Annotated in this window: 21 protein-coding genes and 1 riboswitch; of the genes, 4 read left to right on the top strand and 17 right to left on the bottom strand. The window is 68.2% G+C overall.

The genetic code is table 11. The features are described from left to right. Positions 1 to 27 precede the first annotated feature (27 nt). From nusB to ribBA, 3 genes are all read right to left on the bottom strand, one after another. On the bottom strand, positions 28 to 546 hold the full coding sequence (gene nusB, locus DN412_RS00640; RefSeq protein ID WP_013957646.1) for a transcription antitermination factor NusB: 519 nt from the start codon (positions 544 to 546) through the stop codon (positions 28 to 30). Further along, on the bottom strand, positions 539 to 1039 hold the full coding sequence (gene ribH / locus DN412_RS00635) for a 6,7-dimethyl-8-ribityllumazine synthase (RefSeq protein WP_013957645.1): 501 nt from the start codon (positions 1037 to 1039) through the stop codon (positions 539 to 541). The genes nusB and ribH overlap by 8 nt, the downstream gene beginning before the upstream one ends. A 72-nt stretch (positions 1040 to 1111) precedes the next feature. Next, positions 1112 to 2221: a bifunctional 3,4-dihydroxy-2-butanone-4-phosphate synthase/GTP cyclohydrolase II gene (gene ribBA / locus DN412_RS00630; protein WP_115012968.1), complete on the bottom strand. Its 1110-nt coding sequence runs from the start codon at positions 2219 to 2221 to the stop codon at positions 1112 to 1114. A gap of 325 nt (positions 2222 to 2546) precedes the next feature. Between ribBA and DN412_RS00625 the strand changes: the two genes are divergently transcribed. Then, positions 2547 to 3386 (top strand): alpha/beta hydrolase, encoded by an 840-nt coding sequence (locus DN412_RS00625; RefSeq protein ID WP_115012740.1) that lies wholly within the window; start codon positions 2547 to 2549, stop codon positions 3384 to 3386. A gap of 3 nt (positions 3387 to 3389) precedes the next feature. On the opposite strand, the gene DN412_RS00620 is transcribed toward DN412_RS00625, so the two are convergent. Genes DN412_RS00620 through DN412_RS00610 form a run of 3 tightly spaced genes read right to left on the bottom strand, consistent with a single transcriptional unit; the run spans position 3390 to position 4574 of the window. Next, entirely contained in the window at positions 3390 to 3635 is a 246-nt protein-coding gene (locus DN412_RS00620) for a hypothetical protein (RefSeq protein ID WP_115012739.1), read from the bottom strand. Next, positions 3632 to 4219 (bottom strand): hypothetical protein, encoded by a 588-nt coding sequence (locus tag DN412_RS00615; protein WP_115012738.1) that lies wholly within the window; start codon positions 4217 to 4219, stop codon positions 3632 to 3634. The genes DN412_RS00620 and DN412_RS00615 overlap by 4 nt, the downstream gene beginning before the upstream one ends. 19 nt (positions 4220 to 4238) lie before the next feature. Further along, a complete protein-coding gene (locus DN412_RS00610) occupies positions 4239 to 4574 on the bottom strand; it encodes a hypothetical protein (protein ID WP_244222524.1) in 336 nt (111 codons plus the stop codon). Between the two features lie 454 nt (positions 4575 to 5028). Between DN412_RS00610 and DN412_RS00605 the strand changes: the two genes are divergently transcribed. Next, entirely contained in the window at positions 5029 to 5271 is a 243-nt protein-coding gene (locus DN412_RS00605) for a hypothetical protein (RefSeq protein ID WP_115012966.1), read from the top strand. Between the two features lie 55 nt (positions 5272 to 5326). Here the strand turns inward: DN412_RS00605 and DN412_RS00600 are convergent, their stop codons facing one another. The 11 genes from DN412_RS00600 to glyA all read right to left on the bottom strand — a co-directional run bounded on the left by DN412_RS00600 (position 5327) and on the right by glyA (position 13872). Next, on the bottom strand, positions 5327 to 5947 hold the full coding sequence (locus DN412_RS00600) for a riboflavin synthase (RefSeq protein WP_115012737.1): 621 nt from the start codon (positions 5945 to 5947) through the stop codon (positions 5327 to 5329). Between the two features lie 60 nt (positions 5948 to 6007). Further along, positions 6008 to 7123, bottom strand: coding sequence for a bifunctional diaminohydroxyphosphoribosylaminopyrimidine deaminase/5-amino-6-(5-phosphoribosylamino)uracil reductase RibD (gene ribD / locus DN412_RS00595; RefSeq protein WP_078197502.1), 1116 nt, complete (start codon positions 7121 to 7123; stop codon positions 6008 to 6010). A gap of 53 nt (positions 7124 to 7176) precedes the next feature. Next, complete coding sequence (locus DN412_RS00590) at positions 7177 to 7722, bottom strand: GspH/FimT family pseudopilin (protein ID WP_115012736.1); 546 nt, start codon at positions 7720 to 7722, stop codon at positions 7177 to 7179. Between the two features lie 7 nt (positions 7723 to 7729). Further along, the gene (locus DN412_RS00585) at positions 7730 to 8188 is read right to left on the bottom strand and encodes a type IV pilin protein (protein WP_115012735.1); all 459 of its coding nucleotides are present in this window, start codon (positions 8186 to 8188) and stop codon (positions 7730 to 7732) included. Further along, on the bottom strand, positions 8185 to 8769 hold the full coding sequence (locus tag DN412_RS44345) for a hypothetical protein (protein ID WP_244222523.1): 585 nt from the start codon (positions 8767 to 8769) through the stop codon (positions 8185 to 8187). The genes DN412_RS00585 and DN412_RS44345 overlap by 4 nt, the downstream gene beginning before the upstream one ends. A 7-nt stretch (positions 8770 to 8776) precedes the next feature. Further along, positions 8777 to 10045, bottom strand: a complete 1269-nt coding sequence (locus DN412_RS00580; RefSeq protein ID WP_244222522.1) for a pilus assembly protein — start codon at positions 10043 to 10045, stop codon at positions 8777 to 8779. Next, a complete protein-coding gene (locus tag DN412_RS00575; RefSeq protein WP_115012734.1) occupies positions 10042 to 10647 on the bottom strand; it encodes a pilus assembly protein in 606 nt (201 codons plus the stop codon). The genes DN412_RS00580 and DN412_RS00575 overlap by 4 nt, the downstream gene beginning before the upstream one ends. Continuing rightward, entirely contained in the window at positions 10641 to 11555 is a 915-nt protein-coding gene (locus DN412_RS00570) for a PilW family protein (protein ID WP_115012733.1), read from the bottom strand. The genes DN412_RS00575 and DN412_RS00570 overlap by 7 nt, the downstream gene beginning before the upstream one ends. Next, the gene (locus DN412_RS00565; protein ID WP_115012732.1) at positions 11552 to 11905 is read right to left on the bottom strand and encodes a type IV pilus modification PilV family protein; all 354 of its coding nucleotides are present in this window, start codon (positions 11903 to 11905) and stop codon (positions 11552 to 11554) included. The genes DN412_RS00570 and DN412_RS00565 overlap by 4 nt, the downstream gene beginning before the upstream one ends. Positions 11906 to 12000: 95 nt before the next feature. Beyond that, positions 12001 to 12468 (bottom strand): transcriptional regulator NrdR, encoded by a 468-nt coding sequence (gene nrdR / locus DN412_RS00560; RefSeq protein ID WP_078197477.1) that lies wholly within the window; start codon positions 12466 to 12468, stop codon positions 12001 to 12003. A 156-nt stretch (positions 12469 to 12624) separates the two neighbouring features. After that, positions 12625 to 13872: a serine hydroxymethyltransferase gene (glyA, locus tag DN412_RS00555; protein WP_078197475.1), complete on the bottom strand. Its 1248-nt coding sequence runs from the start codon at positions 13870 to 13872 to the stop codon at positions 12625 to 12627. Between the two features lie 127 nt (positions 13873 to 13999). Then, a riboswitch (ZMP/ZTP riboswitch) is annotated at positions 14000 to 14145 on the bottom strand. A 165-nt stretch (positions 14146 to 14310) separates the two neighbouring features. On the opposite strand from glyA, the gene ybgC reads away from it, so the two are divergent. Continuing rightward, positions 14311 to 14715 carry a tol-pal system-associated acyl-CoA thioesterase gene (ybgC, locus tag DN412_RS00550; RefSeq protein ID WP_115012731.1) on the top strand — a complete coding sequence of 135 codons (405 nt, stop codon included), beginning with the start codon at positions 14311 to 14313 and terminating at the stop codon, positions 14713 to 14715. Continuing rightward, on the top strand, positions 14712 to 15395 hold the full coding sequence (gene tolQ, locus DN412_RS00545) for a protein TolQ (protein ID WP_208647542.1): 684 nt from the start codon (positions 14712 to 14714) through the stop codon (positions 15393 to 15395). The genes ybgC and tolQ overlap by 4 nt, the downstream gene beginning before the upstream one ends. Positions 15396 to 15405 lie beyond the last annotated feature (10 nt).

Raw genomic sequence — 15405 nt, 5'->3', positions numbered from 1 at the left:
CACAGGCCCGGCTGCGATGCAGTCAGTTCAGCGGCGTGCCGCGACCTCGGCCGCGCGTACCTGGGCGGCGAGCTTGTCCAGCACGCCGTTGACGTACTTGTAGCCCTCGACGCCGCCAAAGGTCTTGGTCAGCTCGACGGCTTCGTTGATCACGACCTTGTACGGGATGTCGAGGCAGTGCACCAGCTCATAGCTGCCGACCAGCAGGGCGGCGCGCTCCACCGGCGACAGCTCGTTCACGGTGCGGTCCAGGAAGGGCTCGAACGCGGCGGTCAGGCGGGCCTCTTCGCGCACGGCGCCGTTGAGCAGCGCGTCGAAGTGCTCGCGGTCGGCCTTGTTGAAGCCTTGCGCGTCATGCAGGTGGGCCTGGATCGCGCCGATGTCGTTGCGGTTCAGCAGCCATTGGTACAGGCCCTGCAGGGCCAGCTCGCGCGAGCGGCGGCGCGCGCTCTTGGGCGGTGCCTTGGCTTCGGTGCGGGCCGCGGCGGGCTTGCCGCCGGCTGCCTTGCCGCCGTCGTTGTCGGGGGTGTTCGACGTATCACTCATCGTCGTCCTCGTCCTCGTCTTCCTGGCCGCGCAGCGAATCGAGCGCAACCACCAGGTTGGCCATCTCTACCGCGGCGCGGGCGCAGTCGCGGCCCTTCTCGCGAGTGCGGGCGTGGGCCTGCTCGTCGGTGTCGACGGTCAGGATGCCGTTGGCGATGGGCACGTTGAAGTCCAGGCCAACGCGGGTGATGCCGGCGCCCGACTCGTTCGAGACCAGCTCGAAGTGGTAGGTCTCGCCGCGCACCACGGCGCCCAGGGCGACCAGGGCGTCGAACTGGCCGCTTTCACACATCTTCTGCAGCGCCAGCGGGATTTCCAGTGCACCGGGGACGGTCACCACCAGGGTGTCTTCGCCCTCGACACCAAGCTTTTCCAGCTCGGCCACGCAGGCTTCGAGCAGTTCGGCGCAGACCGGCTCGTTGAAGCGGGCCTGCACGATGCCGATACGCAGGCCTTCACCGTCGAGGTTGCTGGGGTAGAAGCCGTGATCCATTGTTCAGTTCTCCAGTTTTCGGGGCGGCAGCGGCGCCGCTGCGCGCTGCCGGGGTGTTCGGGTGGCGCAGGCTTAGTCGGCCGCGCCGTTCATGGGTTGGTAGCCGGTGACTTCCAGATCGTAACCGGTCATGCTGGGCATGCGCTGCGGCGACGCCAGCACGCGCATCTTGCCCACGCCTACGTCTTTCAGGATCTGCGCGCCCATGCCATAGGTGCGCAGGTCGGGCTTGCGGCGCGGGCGCGACTGCGGCGCGTCCAGCGCGCTGAACTGCGTGAACAGCTGGTCGGCAGAGTCGCCGCAGTTCAGCAGCACCACCACGCCGCAGTCGGCGCCGGCGATGGCTTCCAGCGCAGCCGGGATGCTCCACGAATGCGTCGTACGCTTCACTTCCAGCAGGTCCAGCACCGAGAAGGGCTCGTGCACGCGCACCAGCGTTTCCTGGTCCGGCGCGGGCGAACCCTTGACCAGCGCCAGGTGGGCCTGGCCGGTGGGCTTGTCGCGGTAGGCGATGCTGCGGAAGGTGCCGTAGGGGGTCTGCATGGCGCGCTCGCCCACGTGCTCGATAATGCTCTCGGTGCGGCTGCGGTAGTGGATCAGGTCGGCAATGGTGCCGATCTTCAGGTTATGTTCCTGTGCGAACTCAATCAGGTCCGGCAGGCGCGCCATGGTGCCGTCGTCCTTCATGATCTCGCAGATCACGGCCGCCGGCGTCAGGCCCGCCAGGGTGCCCAGGTCGCAGCCGGCCTCGGTATGGCCGGCGCGGATCAGCACGCCGCCGGGCTGGGCCGTCAGCGGGAAGATATGGCCAGGCTGGACCAGGTCGGCCGGCCTGGCGTCGCGGGCGACGGCAGCCTGCACGGTGCGGGCGCGGTCGGCCGCGGAAATGCCGGTGGTCACGCCCTCGGCGGCCTCGATCGACACGGTGAAGTTGGTGCCGTGCTGGGTGCCGTTGCGGCTCACCATCGGATGCAGGTCCAGCTGACGGCAGCGTTCGGCGGTCAGCGTCAGGCAGATCAGCCCGCGGCCGTGCTTGGCCATGAAGTTGATCGCTTCCGGGGTGACGAAATCGGCAGCCAGCACCAGGTCGCCCTCATTCTCGCGGTCTTCCTCATCGACGAGGATGACCATGCGGCCGGCGCGGATGTCGGCAATGATGTCTTCGGTGCGGGCGATTGTCATGGCGTGCAGAACGGCAAGTTGGGGCGAATCGAGCGAAAAACCGGCGAATAGCTGGGGCAGGAACCATGGCCGCGGTTGAAAGCGGCCGGACTGAGGCGGGGCGTCGGGCCGGGCCTGCCAGGCCATATACGCCCGGCAGGTCGCCCAGTCAAGCCGAGTATTGTACGCCAAGGCAGGCAAGGCGGGAGGGCGGCGACGGCGGATTTTGCCCGGGCTGCCCCGAGGCGGGGCAGCCCCCGCCGGATGGAGGAAGGCGCCCGGGCCGGCAACTGGCTATATTGGTCACGCGCAATGTGACCCGAAAACCAAACGGCGGAGACAGACGATGAAAGTCCTGATGGCGTTATGGCTGGCTTGCGTCAGCCTCATGGCCATTGCCCAGGATGCGGGCCTGGAAGAGCGCCTTGTCACGGTGCCGCTTGGCGCTGGCTCCGACCTGAACCTGGTGGTCAGCAAGCTGCCCGGCAGCCAGCCGCAGGTTGCGGCATTGTTGTTTCCTGGCTATCCGGGCGTGCTCAAGGTCCAGGTTGCGGCCGGCGGCGCGCCAGGCTACCAGCTACGCGGCAATTTCCTGGTGCGTGCACGCCGGCACCTGGTCAGCGACAAGGTGCTGACGGTGATGGTCGATTGCCCGACCGCGCGTTGGGAACACTGCGACGATGCATACCGCACCTCGGACCAGTACGCCCAGGACATCGGCGCGGCCATCGACAAGCTGAAGGCCGACCTGGGGGTCAGCAAGATCTATCTGGTGGGCACGAGCTATGGCACGGTATCCAGTGCCTTCCTTGCGCTGAAGCTTGCCGGTCGCATTGACGGCGCGGTGCACACTGCCACCTTTACCGACCCGCGCGTCGGCAAGGGCTTGTCCCATGGATTGCCGATGCGGGATTTCAACTGGGCGGCGGTCAAGACCGATCAGCTCTTTGTCCACCACCAGGACGATCCCTGCCCGCTGACACAGTACCGCAGCATCGTGGCGCGCAAGGGCAGCCTGCCGCTGGTCACGGTGCACGGCACGAAAGGCGCGCGGGGCGAGCCTTGCGAGGCATTTTCAGCGCATGGCTTCGTTGGCCGGGAGCGGGCCGTGATGCTGGCGATATCGGACTGGATGCTGTCGCGCAATGTCCAGCAGGCAGTGGGGGCGGACCAGAACGACGAGTGACGCCTATGCGGCGATCGCTAGCGGCGTGGCGTCAGGCGCCGCGGTACGCAGGCGCATTGTCCTGGCGATGCGTGACCTGGCCGCGCGGCTCGCGTCGGCCAGCGCGAGTTCGCGCGTGAGGAAGCCGGCGTTGGGTTTCGTGAACCTGGCGTGCGCGTCCAGCGCATACGACCATTCCCACTTGCCGAAGGTGACCTCGGCCAGCGTCACGACGACGTGGCAATGCTGATAGAAAAAACTCTCACTCATGCTTGTTTCCTGTGTGGGATAGCGCGCTGGCCATGGCCTGGAAGCCATGTGGGCCAGTGGCGGTCTGCCAGCCAGCCGCGCAGGGGCAGCCGGCCATCCTGTGGGTCGATGCCGGCGGCGCCGGCATCCTGGGCGATCTCGCAGAGCCGCCCCTTTGACTGCGCGTTGCACGCGCAGACCATTACCAGCTGGCCTGCCGCCATTTGCCGCTTCTGCCGCCTCAGGCCGGCGCGCAAGATCCTGGCACCAAGCGCGCCGCCAAGGCACCAGCCGATCATGGCGCCAAGCGCCATGCCGCCAAGGTAGGCCAGGAAGCCCGCAGGCGCGCTGGCCGGCGTGCCGTAGCGGAATACGATCCAGGCCATCAGCAGCGCACCCGCGGCCAGACCGGCCACGGCGACTTCATTGAGATAGGTGGTCTGCGCCGACTTGGGCGCGGGCAGGCCTTCGGCCGGCAGGGCGTCGCGCTGGAAGAACCATGGGCCGTCAATGCGTGCGGCGGTTGCAGCCAGTTCGCCAAGCTGCGCCTGCGCCCGCCTTGCCGCGGCAATGTTGTCCAGCCGGAAATACAGAAGGGTGCGCATGGTCAAGCCTCGCTTCGTGTCAGGTCCATTTGCCGCTGGACCAGGGAAAGCCAGCGTAACGCCGGACGCCGGGACGCCGGAATGTCTTTGGCAGGGGTGAAGACGGCGGCTGCAGCCGCGGCCATCCGTCGCCCGCCGCCAGGTCCCAGTCGATCAGCAGCGTGGCGGCACGGTGCAGGTGGGTCGGTGCCAGGCGCACAAAGCCCAGGCGCGCCCGCACCGATGCGGCGGGATGCCGGTCGCGCAGCAGGCGCATCGCCGGAAGGCGCTGATACAGGATTCTGGGGGCGGGATCAGGCACGGTGGTTTCCTTCATGAAGGACCAGGCAGCGGCCAGGCCGGTAATCGAAAGCAAGGGCGGGAGCGCCAGCTCGCGGACGAGCGCGCGGCGCGGCGGGGCAGGGGTACATGAAGGTCCCGGTGGTCCCCGTGAGTGACTTCAGGAGTCACCAGTCCTAAGACCGTTGTCGAGGGAGGGGGAGCCCGGAAACGAGTGGCGAGCGCCTGTGAGCGGACATGCCACGAAGGCGCTGCTTAACTATTCTAGGTGGCGGGCCCCGCGCAGCCTAGTTCACTTACAACTGAGGCCCGCGGGACCCCGTGCGGCGCACTTGCCACAGCTGCGCGCCGGCCGCCGGTGCCGGGAGCACAGGAAGTAAATCGCCACAGAAGTGGCGTGACAGCGTAAGCTCAGGCAAAAGGGCATGCCACGCCCCGTGGATACCGCCGCGCAGACGGCGGTCCGGACTTCAAATCAGGGCGCCAGCCCGTTCGCGCCCGCAGGCTTTGTCAAACTAAGGGAGACCAGCATGTCGAGGCAGATCAAGAACAAGGCCGAACTGCGAGCCATGGTACGGGCCGAGCAAGCGAAAGTGCCCGCGTGCGAGGGTGCCTGCTTTGGCGACATCGTGTGGCACGCGCCGGACGCCGGCGGCTGCAACTGGAGCCTGTCGACCATGGAGGGCGGCAACAGCGCCGCCTGCGTGGAAGCGCTGCGCCCCTTCACCGACAAGCTGCGCGAGGCCTACAACGTGCCCGACGAGGGCAAGTAGCGGGCAAGTAGTGGACAAGGGCGGCGCCGTGGTAGCCGCCCCATTGTTGCGTTGATCAGGCGGGAACCTGTGCGGTCGACAGCATCCGCTCCACGTACCGCGCGATCAGGTCGATCTCCAGGTTCACGCGCGCGCCCGGCTTGAGTTCCTGCAGCGTGGTGACTTCCACCGTGTGCGGGATCAGGTTGATGGAGAACACGCAGCCGTCGGCTTCGTCATTGACACGGTTGACGGTCAGCGACACGCCATTGACCACCACCGAGCCCTTGTAGGCCAGGTAGCGTGCCAGGTCGCGCGGGGCGCGGATGCGCAGTTCATGCGATTCGCCCACCGGCGCGAAGTGCACCACTTCGCCCAGGCCGTCGACGTGCCCGGACACCAGGTGGCCGCCCAGGCGGTCGGCCAGGCGCAGCGCCTTTTCCAGGTTGACGCGGCCGGCGCCGTCCAGGCCCACGGTCTTGTCCAGCGATTCGCGCGAGACCTCGACGTCGAACGCGTCAGGGCCCATGGCGATCACGGTCATGCAGGCGCCCTGGATGGCAATGCTGTCGCCGATGATGACGTCCGACAGGTCCAGGCCGCCCGCGGCGATATGCAAGCGCACCCCGGCATCGGCGGCGCCCAGCGGGGTAACGGAATCAATGCGGCCGACCGCCGCGACAATGCCTGTAAACATGGTGGTGTCTTCTGCTATGGGTATTGGGAATCTTGATGCGCGGTGCCGTGGTGTGTTGCACTACGCGTCGTTGCGCCGGGCAATCAGCCGCAGGTCGTCGCCGATCTGACGGACCTCATGCCAGCGGAACTGCTCGGCGTCCTGCAGCCGCGCCAGCGGCGGCAGGTTGAACATGCCCTGGGCATCGCCCAGCAGCTTGGGCGCCAGGTAGATCAGCAGCTCGTCGGCGCAGCGCTCGCGCACCAGCGAACCGTTGAGCTTGAAGCCGGCCTCGACGTGCAGCTCATTGATGCCGCGCCGGCCGAGTTCCTCCAGCATGCGGCGCAATTCGACCTTGCCGTGCGGGTTGGGCAGAACCACGACCTCGGCGCCACGGCCTTCCAGTGCGCGCTGGCGCTGTCGGTCCTCCACCGCGCAGAACACCAGCACCGGCTTGGCGAACTCCCCGTTGTCCGGCGTCAGGATCTGCGCGTCCAGCGGCACTTCCAGCCGTGAATCGACCAGCACCCGCTGCGGCTGGCGCGGCGTGTCGATGGCCCGCACCGTCAGCGCGGGGTTGTCGTCGCGCACGGTGCCGATGCCGGTCAGGATGGCGCACGCGCGGGCGCGCCAGGCGTGGCCATCGTCGCGCGCGGCCTGGCCGGTGATCCACTGGCTGGTGCCGTCATGCAGCGCGGTGCCGCCGTCCATCGACGCCGCCACCTTGACGCGCACCCACGGCAGTCCGCGCGTCATGCGCGAGACAAAGCCGATATTCAGGTCGCGCGCTTCCTTTTCGAGCAGGCCGCAGCGCACGTCGATGCCGGCATCGCGCAGCCGCTGCAGGCCGCGCCCGGATACCGACGGGTTGGGGTCTTCCATCGCCGCCACCACGCGTGCCACGCCCGCGCGCACCAGGGCATCGGCACAGGGCGGCGTGCGCCCGAAATGGCTGCACGGCTCCAGCGTGACGTAGGCGGTGGCGCCGGCCGGATCCAGCCCGCGCGACAGCGCGTCTTTCATGGCCTGGATCTCGGCATGGTCCTGCCCCGCCGGCTGGGTGAATCCCTGCCCGATGACCTGGCCACCCTTGACGAGCACGCAGCCGACGCGTGGGTTGGGCGTGGTGTTGAACATGCCCCGCGCGGCGAGCGTGAGAGCCTGTTGCATGGCGGCGTGGTCGGTATCGGAAAACATTCGGCGGTCAGGTTTGCCTTGGCACAGCGATTGGGAAGACAGGGCTGCCGGGATCATGGCGGTCCGGAGGACTCCGTCGCCTCGCAGTCAGCGTCGCGGCCGGGTGTGCAGAGTCGGATACGTCCCTGCGCGCCCAGCCTGACTTGCCGCTGCTCGCCACGGCAGCCGAGCGTGAAAGTGGCGGCCTGGAAACCACCCTGCTCAGATCGAGAGTATCCCACAGGCAGGAATTTCAGCACATTGATGCCGCGGGCGGTTTGGCGCAGTGATACCGAGAGGCAGGGCATGCCGGGCTCGACAACGGACAGCACCGCGCGGCGGTCCGGGTCGCCGCTGGCGGCGACCAGCTGCCAGCCGGGGCCCAGCGTCGCCTCGCCCGGCAGCGGCTGCAGCGTCACCTCGATGCGGCGCGCCAGTGCGGTGGCCCGCGCCAGCGCCAGCGACGCCGCCAGCCGGTCGGCCGCCAGCGTGACCTGCTGGCGCGCGAGCAGGCTGCTGAATACTGGATAGGCTGCCGCCGCCAGCAGGGCCAGGATGGCCAGGCCGGCGAGCAGTTCGGCCAGGGTCAGGCCGTGGCGGCGGCGCTTGCTGAGGGTCATCGCGGCTTCAGCAATGGGCCGGAAGCCGCCGCGGCACGGCTTCCCCTTCAGGCAGCGCCAGCCACTGGCCGGTGCTGCGCAGGATCAGTACCCCGCACTCGGGGTCGGGCAGTTGCGGGACGGCGCGTAGCTCGACGCAGGCATCCAGCGTGGCCTGCGGGCATGCGCCGGCGGTCACCAGATGGCGCACGGTGCCGCTGGCCGGCACCCGCAGGGGCCAGTCGCCGGCTGCCACGTCGGCACCGGGTTCGGCGGCGAACGTCATGGTGCCGACGGCGTGCCGCTCCAGTTGCAGCATTGCCTCGGTCAGCGCGGTATGGGCCTGCGCCCGCCAGCCCCGCATCAGGTGGCCGTGCCACGCGGGCAAGGCGATGGCCGCGAGGATGGCCAGCACGGCCAGCGCCGCCGCAAGCTCGACCAGGCTGAACGCGCAATCGTGCCGGGATGGTGATGTCGCGGCGGTCATGGCAGGTCCTCTCGCGCCGGGCCCACGATCTCGCGCCAGCGCAGGCGCCCGACGCGCCGGCTGGCCAGGGTTTGCGATAGCCGTGCAACCTTGTTGCCATCGACAGCCCAGAGCGACAACGCGTATGCCTGGCGCGCGGTGCGGCCCGGCTGCGGCGGTGCGGCGGGCAATTGGGCAGCGGTCACGAACACGCTGGCCCCCGGGGGCAGTAGGTGGCCGGTGGCTACATGCGGGCGTTCGCCGATGCCGCTCTGGGTGACCGACTCCCCGGTCGCCGCCAGCACCAGGTAGCTGCGTTGTGCGCCATCGGGCGTGCGTGTCAAGAACAGCAGATAGCCGGGAAACACCGGCTGGATCTCCACGACCTGTTCGCCGGCATGGGGCAGGGTCAGATGCCAGCCGGCATCGTTGGCGCCGTCAGGCTGCGCGCGCAGGATGTGGCCGCCTTCGCCCGCTTGCGCCGCGACCGGCACCAGCGCGCCCGCCCTGGCGCCGCGCGGGGTCGACAGGTCAGGCACCGCCGCGAGTTCATTGCCCGCGCCATAGACCACGACCGGTGCCGTTGAGGATCCGAGCAGCACGGGCGCTTCATCCGTCAGCGGCTGCGCCGGTCCCTGCATCCGGTGCAGGCATGACGCGGCAGGCGCGTCTGCCGATTGTGGCGCGTCGGCGAGCGGGAAGCGCCATAGCTGGCCGGCATCGTCTGTCGCATAGGCGGCGCGGGCCGCGCCTGTCATGTCGGACAGCACGCTCACCGCCACGAGGTTGCCGGCCGTCGGCCTGTCCAGGCAGTCGCGCTCCGGCAATGGCAATGTGCGGACGTCGTACCGTCCGGCCCATGCCGGCCCCGGCGGGCTTGTCCAGCGGCAGAAGCGCAAGCCCGGAACGGACAGCGCCCGCTTTGTCATTGCCCGTGGCGCCCAGTGTCACGACCGCGAACCAGCGCAAGCCGTCCGGGCCACGCATGCCTGCGGCACGTACCGGTCCGCGCGCAGTCATGGGCAAAACGTCCGTAGCGGCGATCTCCCACAACGATACAAAGGGCATCGGACCGTCGGGATCGGAAACGTCAAGCGCAAAGGCCGCTGCGGGATTGCCTGCCTTGGCATTGACGGGGATGGCGCACAGCAAGACCGTGCGCCATTCGCCGCGGATCATCACGTCCTGCGCTTCAGGACGCGGGCAGGGGGAGGGTGCCAGTGGCGCGTCGGTCGCCGCCATTGCAGCAGCAAAGGGCAGCAGCACGCCGGGCAGATAGGCGGCACGTTCCTCGCCGCTCACGGCGTCGAACGCATGCAGCAGCCCGTCGCTGGTGCCGAGCCAGACCATGTGGGGGCGCAGGCTGTAACGCGCGCGAAAGACGGAGTGCCCGGGTTTGCCAGGGGCCCACGCAGGCGGCGCTACTACCCGAACGCGGGCTCCGGCTGCGTTGCCCAGCCTCGTTTCGCGCGGGCGCAGGCTTGCATGGGTGCGGTCGCCGCGCAGCCACCCGAGAGCGGCGCGATCAAGGCCGTTCACAGGATCAGGACTACCCATAGTGCCCAACGCGGCTGCAACGGCATCCCATTGCAGCGGTATGGCGCGCTCCGGCGCTTCGCCCATCGGGACCAAGGACGTGAACACCTGGCGCGATGAAACAGCCCGGCGGTCGAGGCGCTCGCCGGCTTCCCACAGGTAAGGCGACGGCACCGGCGCCGAACCCTGCCAGCCGACAGCGAACAAGCGTCCGGTCCACGGATAGGCACCGTCCATGGTCCGGTAGGCCAGGGGCAGCCGGCCGGCTTCCGATCCGGTGGCGGCCCACACCGGGGCAAAGGCGATGGCAAGGCAGGCGAGGGCAGCGGCGGAACGAATCATGGCTGGATCACACCCTGGACCACGGCGCGCACGGCGCGGCTGCGGCCGAAGCCGATGGCCGTGATCCGGATTCTGGGCGCCAGTGTGGTGGAAGGGGCGGTGTCCTGAACGCCGTAGCCGGATGGTGCCTCGTCCAGGATCTCGGCGACATACCGTGGCAGTTCCTGCGTCCCGGCCGCGCCGGCGGGCAGCACCGGCAGTGACGCCCCGCTAAAGCGCCCGAGCGGAACGCCGACGGCATCGGCGTCGGCATCCACCAGCAGCCAGGGCTGCCACACAGGCGGACCCGCCACCGCAGGCCGGCAAATGCCGGCCTGCCGGCCGCTGCCGCAGTGCCCCGGTGCCGGCCAGATGCCGAGCCGGTCGTTCATGTCTTGCGATGCCGCCGCGGTCAGCAGGTCCGCCTCGGCATCGAGCAATGCCACCTCGGCGGCCCGGAATGCGATTTCGCGTTCGAGCTGCATGACGGCAAGTTGCCTGCCTGACAGCAGCATGTGCAGCGTGCCGGCAGCGATCAGCACCACCAGCAGCAGCATCGTGCCGCAGAGCAGCAGCGTGACGGCACCCGACTGGCGACAGCCTGGCAGGCGGCGCGCTAGCACAGCGACTCCTGGCAGCGTGGCGCATTGCGCAGCCGTACCGTGGTGGAGAACACGCGGCGAGCCGTGCCTGGCTGCGGCGTCGCCGCCGGCGCCAGGTCGTCGACCGCGGTGCCGGGCGTTGGCAGCGGGCCTGCGCCGCTGGCCGGACCTGCCGCCGCCGAGCCAGGGCGGTCGCCGCGCACGGCGATGGCAATCTGTACGGCCACCACGCGCTGCCAGGCGGCCTCACCCAGCGGCTGGATCTCGGTCGCGGTCTCGAAGCGGTCGGGCCGGCCGTCGTCATCCGTATCCAGGCCGTAGCGCACTTGCAGCGATTCAACGCCACGGACCAGCGCGCCGGAGGTCCAGCCACTGCCATCGATCACGCCACTGCGGCGCGCCGGATAGCGGCACAGCAGTTGCGGCACGCCGTCGCTGCCCGCCGCGACATAGAGCAGGTTGGCTGCGACGTAACCGCTGTGTGCGTCAGCGCCGGCCGTGCGCGCCGCGACGGCGTAGCCACTGCAATCGGTCATGGTTTCATCCGGCTGCGCCGGCGCCGCCGGCAGGCCGCTGCCGCTGAAGCGGACCAGCAGCGCATCGCTGCGGCCGATGCCGGCCTTGCCGCAGGACGGCACGGCACCAATGGCAGGCTGCCCGCAGTTGTCGGCGCCGCTGACGGCGGGCAACGCTGCGTGGGGGCTGGCGGAGGAGGGCTCGCCCGGCCATCCGGACTGGCGCAGCAGCGTGGAGAGGATCGTCAGGGCACGCTGGCCGCGTTCTTCGAGCAGGACGCGGTCGGTGGTGGTGAGGTAGGCAGTATGCGTGGCGTGGAACGCGGCAATGGCCGCCGCGGCGACGATGAAGCTGAGCAGTAGTGCCACCAGCAGTTCGACCAGCGTGAATGCCTTCGATGCGGACCATGTCATGGCCGCACCCACAAGGCGATCGAGGGCATGCCGGCCTGCGCGCCAGGCCGTCCTGCCATGATCAGTCGGGCGTCGTCCGGGCACGCAAATGCCGGGACGCCCCCGCACGTTGCCGGCTGTGCGACTTCCAGTTCAGCACGCTCTGCTGCAAGCCTTGCCGCCTGGGCCAGCGTGTCGAATTCACGCTGCCGGGACAGCGCCCCGGGCGCCATCCCCATCATTGGCATCAGCCCGATGCCAAGCACGACCAGCGCGCAAAGCACCTCGTGCAGAGCGAAGCCGGCAGAGCGGCCGGTTTCGCGCGGCCGGATGCGCGGGCGTTGACGTATGGGCTTGCGAAGCGCCTGCATGAGCGGTCACCAAGACTTGCTGGGAACGTCAAGGTAGCTGTCGTGAGGGCGCGGGAATGTGCCTAAGCGTGAAGGATTTGCGGAATCTTGTTTCGCTACGCCTTGCGCGGGGCGGATGCGGCAAACTCGTCGAGCACGTCGCGGAATTCCGACACATCCTCAAAGCTCCGATACACCGAAGCAAAGCGGATATACGCGATCTTGTCGAGCTTGCGCAATTCACGCATCACCAGTTCGCCGACCTGGCTGCTGGGGATTTCCTTCTCGCCCAGGGCCAGCAGTTTCTCTTCGATACGGGTGATGGCTTCGTCGATGGCTTCGGCCGAGACCGGGCGCTTGCGCAGCGCCAGGCGCATGGAATCCTTCAGCTTGGCGCGGGTGTAGTCCACGCGCGAGCCGTTTTTCTTGACGATGGCGGGGAAGAACAGCTCGATCCGCTCATAGGTGGTGAAGCGGCGGTCGCAGGCTTCGCAGCGGCGGCGCCGGCGCACGGCATCGCCGTCTTCCGACATGCGGGTGTCGAGTACCTGGGTATTGGAATGACCGCAAAAGGGGCACTTCATGCCGGACCACCTTCAGTTGAACCCCGTCGCCTTGTCCGTGTTGTCGTTCTGCGGTGGCGGGGCGGGTTGGCGAGGCCCGCAAGCCAGGTGCCCTGGGGCGCCGGCTTGCGGAGCTGCCGGCCGCTCATGCGAACATGCATGGGCGGCCTCGATGCATCAGCCGTAGACCGGGAAGCGCTTGGTCAGGGCAGCCGCCTGCTCGCGCACGCTGGCGATGTTGGCGGCGTCGTGCGGGTTGTCCAGCACATCGGCGATCAGGTTGCCGACGATGCGGGCTTCTTCTTCCTTGAAGCCGCGCGTGGTCATGGCCGGCGAGCCCAGGCGGATGCCCGAGGTCACGAACGGCTTTTCCGGATCGTTGGGGATGGCGTTCTTGTTGACGGTGATATGCGCCTCGCCCAGGATGCGCTCGGCTTCCTTGCCGGTGATGTTCTTGGCGCGCAGGTCGACCAGCATCACGTGGCTCTCGGTGCGGCCCGAGACAATGCGCAGGCCGCGCGCGATCAGGGTCTCGGCCAGCACGGCGGCGTTCTTCACCACTTGCTGCTGGTAGGCCTTGAACTCGGGCGTCAGCGCTTCCTTGAACGCGACGGCCTTGCCGGCGATCACGTGCATCAGCGGGCCGCCCTGGATGCCGGGGAAGATGGCCGAGTTGATGGCCTTCTCATGCTCGGCCTTCATCAGGATCACGCCGCCGCGCGGGCCGCGCAGGCTCTTGTGCGTGGTGGTGGTGACGAAGTCGGCGTGCGGCACCGGGTTCGGGTACACCCCCGCGGCGATCAGGCCGGCGTAGTGGGCCATGTCGACCATGAAGTAGGCGCCGATTGACTTGGCCACGCGGCCGATGCGCTCGAAGTCGATGCGCAGCGCGAAGGCCGAGGCGCCGGCGATGATCAGCTTGGGCTTCTTCTCTTGGGCCAGCTTTTCGAGCGCGTCGTAGTCGATGTCTTCCTGGGCGTTCAGGCCGTAGCTGACCACGTTGAACCACTTGCCGCTCATGTTCAGGGCCATGCCGTGGGTCAGGTGGCCGCCTTCGGCCAGGCTCATGCCCATGATGGTGTCGCCCGGCTTGAGCACGGCGAAGTACACGCCCTGGTTGGCCTGCGAGCCCGAGTTGGGCTGCACGTTGGCGGCTTCGGCGCCGAACAGCTGCTTGACGCGGTCAATGGCCAGCTGCTCGACGATGTCGACGTACTCGCAACCGCCGTAGTAGCGCTTGCCGGGATAGCCCTCGGCGTACTTGTTGGTCAGCTGCGAACCCTGGGCGGCCATCACGGCCGGCGAAGTGTAGTTCTCGGAGGCGATCAGCTCGATGTGGTCTTCCTGACGCTGGTTTTCCTGCTGGATGGCGGCAAAGACCTCGGGGTCGATCTGGTCGATCGTAAAACGGCTGCGTTCGAACATGGCGAAACTCGTCTGAAAAATAGGGAATCCGATTCACGCATCGGGGGTAGGGCGCGCGGGGAAGGCTAGCGGCGACCAGCACCGGCGGCATGTTGTAACCGTCGGTGCAGGGCGCACCCTGCTTCCCATTCGCTGCCCAGGCGAGCGGCAGGCGCAAAGAACTTCACGCCCAGGCGTGCTGAACCTTACGCGAACGCGTAATGAACGTCACGCCAGAGAACTTGCGCTTCCTCGTGGTAGTGCCCACTGACTTCGCCAGTCGCGCAAGATGGAATGGTTGGGCGCAGTGTAGCGCGAGGCGGGCGCCCGCCGCAAGCCGTCGGCCCGCCAGCCAAGCCCTGGCAAGGGCTGGCGCGGGGCTGGCCAGCAACTTGCTGTTGCAAAGTCGTCCTGCGGGTTTACACGAAACCGCTATCGCTCTCCGTTACAATCGCGGCCATGACAAACTTTGTCTGGACCCTGCGGGTGTACTGGGAAGACACCGACGCGGGCGGCGTGGTGTTCTACGCCAATTACCTCAAGTTCTTCGAGCGCGCCCGCACCGAGTGGCTGCGCTCGCTCGGCATCGAACAGCAGGCGCTCGCCGACCAGGCAGGCGTGGTGTTTATCGTCCGCAGCACGGTGGTGGACTACAATGCGCCCGCCCGGCTGGATGACCAGCTTGAGATCCGCACGCGCATCGACCGGGTCGGCCCGGCTTCGGTGCAGTTCACCCAGGAAGCCTGGCGTGGCGAACTGATGCTTGCCACCGGCGCGATCCGCGTCGGATGCGTCGACAGAAGCACTTTCCGTCCCGCCCCGATCCCCGACCCCGTTCTAGCCACCATCAAGTCAGCACGATGAATCCCGTGACCGTCACGCAAGACCTGTCGATCGTAACGCTGGTGCTCCACGCCAGCCTGCTGGCGCAGGCCGTCATGGCGCTGCTGCTCGTCATGTCGCTGTTTTCGTGGACCTATATCTTCCGCAAGCACCTGGCGGTGCGTGCCGCGCGCAGCCAGACCGAAGGGTTCGAGCGCGACTTCTGGGCCGGCGGCGACCTGCAGGCGCTATATAACAGTGCCGTCAACAACCGTCACAACACCGGTGCGCTGGAACGGATCTTCGAATCCGGCATGGGCGAGTTCCTGAAGGCGCGCGAGCGCGGCAACGAGGCCGGCGCGCTGCTGGACGCGGCACGGCGCGCCATGCGCGCGGCCTACCAGCGCGAGATGGACGTGCTCGAATCACACCTGCCGTTCCTGGCGTCGGTCGGTTCGGTGAGCCCGTATATCGGCCTGTTCGGCACGGTGTGGGGGATCATGAACGCGTTCCGCGGTCTGTCGAATGTGCAGCAGGCGACGCTTGCATCGGTGGCGCCCGGTATTGCCGAGGCCCTGGTGGCCACTGCGATCGGCCTGTTCGCGGCCATCCCGGCGGTGATCGCCTATAACCGCTATGCCACGGAAATCGACCGCCTGGCGATCCGGTTCGAGAGCTTCATGGAAGAGTTCCTGAACATCCTGCAGCGGCAGACCCGCTAACCGTATCCAA

The organism is Cupriavidus lacunae (assembly GCF_003353055.1).
Lineage (GTDB): Bacteria > Pseudomonadota > Gammaproteobacteria > Burkholderiales > Burkholderiaceae > Cupriavidus > Cupriavidus lacunae.
Note: the sequence above shows the minus strand (reverse complement) of the source record. Positions and strands in the feature narration are given on the sequence as shown.

What these genes read in the sequence shown, in the direction of transcription:
- nusB (WP_013957646.1), bottom strand. Translation starts at nt 546, where the DNA reads ATGAGTGATACGTCGAACACCCCCGACAACGACGGCGGCAAGGCAGCC.
- ribH (WP_013957645.1), bottom strand. Translation starts at nt 1,039, where the DNA reads ATGGATCACGGCTTCTACCCCAGCAACCTCGACGGTGAAGGCCTGCGT.
- ribBA (WP_115012968.1), bottom strand. Translation starts at nt 2,221, where the DNA reads ATGACAATCGCCCGCACCGAAGACATCATTGCCGACATCCGCGCCGGC.
- DN412_RS00625 (WP_115012740.1), top strand. Translation starts at nt 2,547, where the DNA reads ATGAAAGTCCTGATGGCGTTATGGCTGGCTTGCGTCAGCCTCATGGCC.
- DN412_RS00620 (WP_115012739.1), bottom strand. Translation starts at nt 3,635, where the DNA reads ATGAGTGAGAGTTTTTTCTATCAGCATTGCCACGTCGTCGTGACGCTG.
- DN412_RS00615 (WP_115012738.1), bottom strand. Translation starts at nt 4,219, where the DNA reads ATGCGCACCCTTCTGTATTTCCGGCTGGACAACATTGCCGCGGCAAGG.
- DN412_RS00605 (WP_115012966.1), top strand. Translation starts at nt 5,029, where the DNA reads ATGTCGAGGCAGATCAAGAACAAGGCCGAACTGCGAGCCATGGTACGG.
- DN412_RS00600 (WP_115012737.1), bottom strand. Translation starts at nt 5,947, where the DNA reads ATGTTTACAGGCATTGTCGCGGCGGTCGGCCGCATTGATTCCGTTACC.
- ribD (WP_078197502.1), bottom strand. Translation starts at nt 7,123, where the DNA reads ATGTTTTCCGATACCGACCACGCCGCCATGCAACAGGCTCTCACGCTC.
- DN412_RS00590 (WP_115012736.1), bottom strand. Translation starts at nt 7,722, where the DNA reads ATGACCCTCAGCAAGCGCCGCCGCCACGGCCTGACCCTGGCCGAACTG.
- DN412_RS00585 (WP_115012735.1), bottom strand. Translation starts at nt 8,188, where the DNA reads ATGACCGCCGCGACATCACCATCCCGGCACGATTGCGCGTTCAGCCTG.
- DN412_RS00580 (WP_244222522.1), bottom strand. Translation starts at nt 10,045, where the DNA reads ATGATTCGTTCCGCCGCTGCCCTCGCCTGCCTTGCCATCGCCTTTGCC.
- DN412_RS00570 (WP_115012733.1), bottom strand. Translation starts at nt 11,555, where the DNA reads ATGACATGGTCCGCATCGAAGGCATTCACGCTGGTCGAACTGCTGGTG.
- DN412_RS00565 (WP_115012732.1), bottom strand. Translation starts at nt 11,905, where the DNA reads ATGCAGGCGCTTCGCAAGCCCATACGTCAACGCCCGCGCATCCGGCCG.
- nrdR (WP_078197477.1), bottom strand. Translation starts at nt 12,468, where the DNA reads ATGAAGTGCCCCTTTTGCGGTCATTCCAATACCCAGGTACTCGACACC.
- glyA (WP_078197475.1), bottom strand. Translation starts at nt 13,872, where the DNA reads ATGTTCGAACGCAGCCGTTTTACGATCGACCAGATCGACCCCGAGGTC.
- ybgC (WP_115012731.1), top strand. Translation starts at nt 14,311, where the DNA reads ATGACAAACTTTGTCTGGACCCTGCGGGTGTACTGGGAAGACACCGAC.
- tolQ (WP_208647542.1), top strand. Translation starts at nt 14,712, where the DNA reads ATGAATCCCGTGACCGTCACGCAAGACCTGTCGATCGTAACGCTGGTG.